Source organism: Xanthomonas sp. SHU 166, assembly GCF_000364685.1.
In the GTDB taxonomy this organism is placed as follows: domain Bacteria; phylum Pseudomonadota; class Gammaproteobacteria; order Xanthomonadales; family Xanthomonadaceae; genus Xanthomonas_A; species Xanthomonas_A sontii.
Window position 1 is genome coordinate 1 of record NZ_AQOJ01000179.1, and the last position, 3,276, is coordinate 3,276.

General features: G+C 51.7%; 5 protein-coding genes. All 5 read left to right on the top strand.

All coding sequences use genetic code 11. The features are described from left to right. On the top strand, positions 1–434 hold a 434-nt coding region (locus tag D180_RS24765; protein ID WP_157835434.1), incomplete at its 5' end, for an RHS repeat-associated core domain-containing protein. Positions 435–632: 198 nt separating this feature from the next. After that, complete coding sequence (locus tag D180_RS23820; RefSeq protein ID WP_152236855.1) at positions 633–1,082, top strand: hypothetical protein; 450 nt, start codon at positions 633–635, stop codon at positions 1,080–1,082. A gap of 296 nt (positions 1,083–1,378) precedes the next feature. Continuing rightward, complete coding sequence (locus D180_RS23825; RefSeq protein ID WP_017912154.1) at positions 1,379–1,522, top strand: hypothetical protein; 144 nt, start codon at positions 1,379–1,381, stop codon at positions 1,520–1,522. Between the two features lie 297 nt (positions 1,523–1,819). Next, positions 1,820–2,029, top strand: a complete 210-nt coding sequence (locus D180_RS23830; RefSeq protein ID WP_157835435.1) for a hypothetical protein — start codon at positions 1,820–1,822, stop codon at positions 2,027–2,029. Positions 2,030–2,216: 187 nt separating this feature from the next. Continuing rightward, positions 2,217–2,675: a hypothetical protein gene (locus D180_RS06515; RefSeq protein WP_157835436.1), complete on the top strand. Its 459-nt coding sequence runs from the start codon at positions 2,217–2,219 to the stop codon at positions 2,673–2,675. Positions 2,676–3,276: the final 601 nt, after the last annotated feature.

The window sequence follows — 3,276 nt, forward strand, 5'->3', positions numbered from 1 at the left end:
GGGAGCGGGATGCGAGTGGGCTTTATTACTACCGGGCGCGGTACTATCGGCCAGACTTGGGGCGCTTTGTTAGTGAGGACCCCATTGGGTTGGTCGGTGGAGCAAACCCTTATGCCTATGTCCATGGTTCCCCACTGATGTATGGAGATCCTTTAGGTCTTTTTGATTTGCCATCAATTCCCCAGCCGGTAGTAGATGCGGTAGCAGGTTTTGGCGACTCGTTGTCATTTGGGTTGACGAACTACATACGGGATCAATGGGATATTAATGGCGCAGTTGAAAAATGTTCAGGTTATTATTCTGGTGGGCAAGTCGCCGGAACTGTTTATAGTTTAGCTATGCCTCTGAGTCGATTGGGTTACGTGGCAAAAGCCCGTCAGATTCCAAGATTGGGATTGTCTGCAGAGGAAAGCGTAATCGCAAGAACGCTCTGAAGAATTATTTCAGAGGACCTTTCGCTTACTCATTGAGAAATTGGCATGCCGTCACATATGAAGGCCTGGTGGCGCAAGGAAAGAGTAGTGCCGACATAATTGCTGGCGCAGGAAGAACGAGCATTGGGTGGACATCCGTTTTAGTAGGAGGCGGCTTAGTAGGTTCGGCAACGCGCGCAGGAAGAATTGGAGGTAATTGTGGTTGTGGTCAATAAAATACTGGTTCGTCGCTATAGGGTCTACGATCCGCTAGAGCAGGATGTCTTTGTCTATGGCGCTGGGGAGTTAAATTTTTTTTCGTCTGGTAATAAGAGTTTGAATGTGGCGGGTTGGCTTGTTGATTGGGAGAAAATATTGCGTGGCCCAAGGCGCATAATATTCTTTGAAGACGATGGATTTAAATTTATCGATGTTGGTGGGTTAGTTTTTAAAATTGGGCATGGAGTTGAGGTGCATTGCGTTCGAAATATATTTATTTCAAAATTGAGTGTTCTTAATAACGGCGTGCCGGCTGCGTCTGTTACATACCTAACTCCTTGGTGGCGACTAATTTTTGACGATGGTAGTCACCCAGATTTGCAATTTCCTTTAGAGTATTTCTCTAAATTGTGGAATGATAATATTTTCATATTTAACAAGGCTGGTTAGTTCTGGGTGATAAGCGGATGAGAGTGTGGATAAAGATTGTGGTGGGAGGCGGGGCTTCTTCTATGGCTGTTGCTCTTCCTGTTTTTGGTGGGTTTATTTTTTGATGAATAGAATTTGGTTATTTTCTGCATTGGGTTTTTTGATTTTTGTCTAGTAACTCTCCCGGGATAATGGTTTCCAATCATCTGAGGTCAATAACTTTGGAAGGTTGGGTGATTTTGATGCAGATGATGAATTCGGACGGCAGGGCCCTGGGCGAGATCGGCTATGGCTAGGGCTACGACTAGGTCGGCCGCTTGGTGGCGCAGATCGGCAGTAACAACCGTCAAGCCCAGGCCGATGGCCAGGCGCTCAGCTACGACGCCAACGGCAACTTGCTTTCCGACGGCGTACGCACCTATGTCTGGAACGCGCGCGACCAGTTGGTCGAAAGGAAATAGGGGGCAGCAAGCATTTCCAACTTCGGTTACGACCCGCTGGGCCGAAGAATGAGCAAGGCCGAAGGCGGACAGACGATCAGCTATTTGTATGATGGACTGGATGCGGTGCAAGAGACGTAGGGCGGCACCGTCAACCTGATCCTGACAGGGCTTGGTATGGATGAGCGCTATGCGCGGAATGACGTCAATGGCCGAGCGCATTTCCTGGCAGATCATCTGGGCAGTATGCGGAGCAAGGCGGCTGACACTGGTAGCCGCCATGGCTATTGGTGGTAGTGCCGCTGTGGAGGATAGGGGATGAGAATTGAGGTTCGCATAAGGCAATCAGAGATTCGCTTTCGTAGTGGAATTAAGCTTATTTTGTTTTTTGCTGTTGCGGCATCTATCGCATGGATTATAAATGTATTGTGGCTGGCGAAGCTTATTCTTTTTTTTGCTTTGTTTTTTTCTGCCGTTACAGTATTTGAATTTTTTAATGCTTGGCGGCTTAGGAAAAGGCTGCAATGATTATTGGCTGCTCGTGTATATCGAGCTCGGCATGCATGAGCTCTGTACGTGCAATAAATCTAGTGGGTATGTGTCCGGCGAGATTGATTTTGGCTTTGCTGAGGCGGCCTAGGGAATGAGGCGGTCAGTATCGTCCTTTTTGGGATTGAAGGTGTATCGGTCATGAATAAATTCGATTTTTACATTTATGCGCGCCGTTGATTTCCTCTCGGTTTATGGCGCAAGCACATTCTCCGTTCTGTGCTACGGTGTTTTTGATGCAGCTTCTTTGCAGGGAGCATATGCAACGCTGAAGCGGGATATCAGTTCGCGGAGCGAAGCGTCCGTTTACAGGATGCTTGGCGACGATTGGCCGAACGGCGTATTGCTCCTCGAGACGGTCGTGGCTGCTCCGGATGTGATCTCTGCAGAAATTCATCGGGCTTTGGCAAGCATGTTCGATGCGGAGGGTTGCAGGTTCTCCCTGTGCATGTATGACGGGGCTTTTAATCGCTATGAAAGTTTGTTTTCTCCAGATTTTTTCGATCAGGTGTATGCGTTCGCGTTCCGCAAGAACGACCATGTGGTCAATCTCGATGCGTCATTGCTTGCCTCCGGGCAATGGAAGGACATTATCGCGGCCTGTCGACTGAGAGCCTCGATCTAGGAGCAATGGTCCTTGTGCCGGCGGGCCTGTGGCGAACGACTCCGTCTCGGTTCGACATTGATTGCCTACCAAACGTCACCGTCACGGATTCGGCCATGCTCCATGACGGGGTAAGAAGGCCATCGAACTGGCAAGCGATCAGGTGCGTCATCTGCCCGTATGCGGTCCCAGATCTGCGCAGTGTGCAATGTCGGTTCTACTGCGATGCAGCAAAATCTCCGTAGCGACGCTGCCTATGCTGGTGAAGCAAGACAAGTCCATGCCAGTCACCCCAAGCAACCCCGGTATTCCATCGCTATAGCGTCAGTCGATATCCGTGCGGCATCGAGGCATACCTCGCGCCGCGGTTGACAGGCTTGGGGCGATTCGGGAAGCGTAGGCGCCGGCCGCACCTCGGCGTGTGCGGTCCGGCCGCGACATGGCATGCGTTCGCCGTTCCTGGGAGGGAGTCTCTTGCACACACAGACCGCTGGCGCGCGCGCGCCGCTTCGCACGGCGCTGGCCGCGGCCGCTGCGCTTGGCCTGCTGGCGTTGGCCGCCGGCGTTCCCGGTCGCTCCGTGCCGGTCGCACCGGCGGCCGCGCCGCCGCCGCCGATCCATC

What these genes read in the sequence shown, in the direction of transcription:
- D180_RS23830 (WP_157835435.1), top strand. Translation starts at nt 1,820, where the DNA reads ATGAGAATTGAGGTTCGCATAAGGCAATCAGAGATTCGCTTTCGTAGT.
- D180_RS06515 (WP_157835436.1), top strand. Translation starts at nt 2,217, where the DNA reads ATGCGCGCCGTTGATTTCCTCTCGGTTTATGGCGCAAGCACATTCTCC.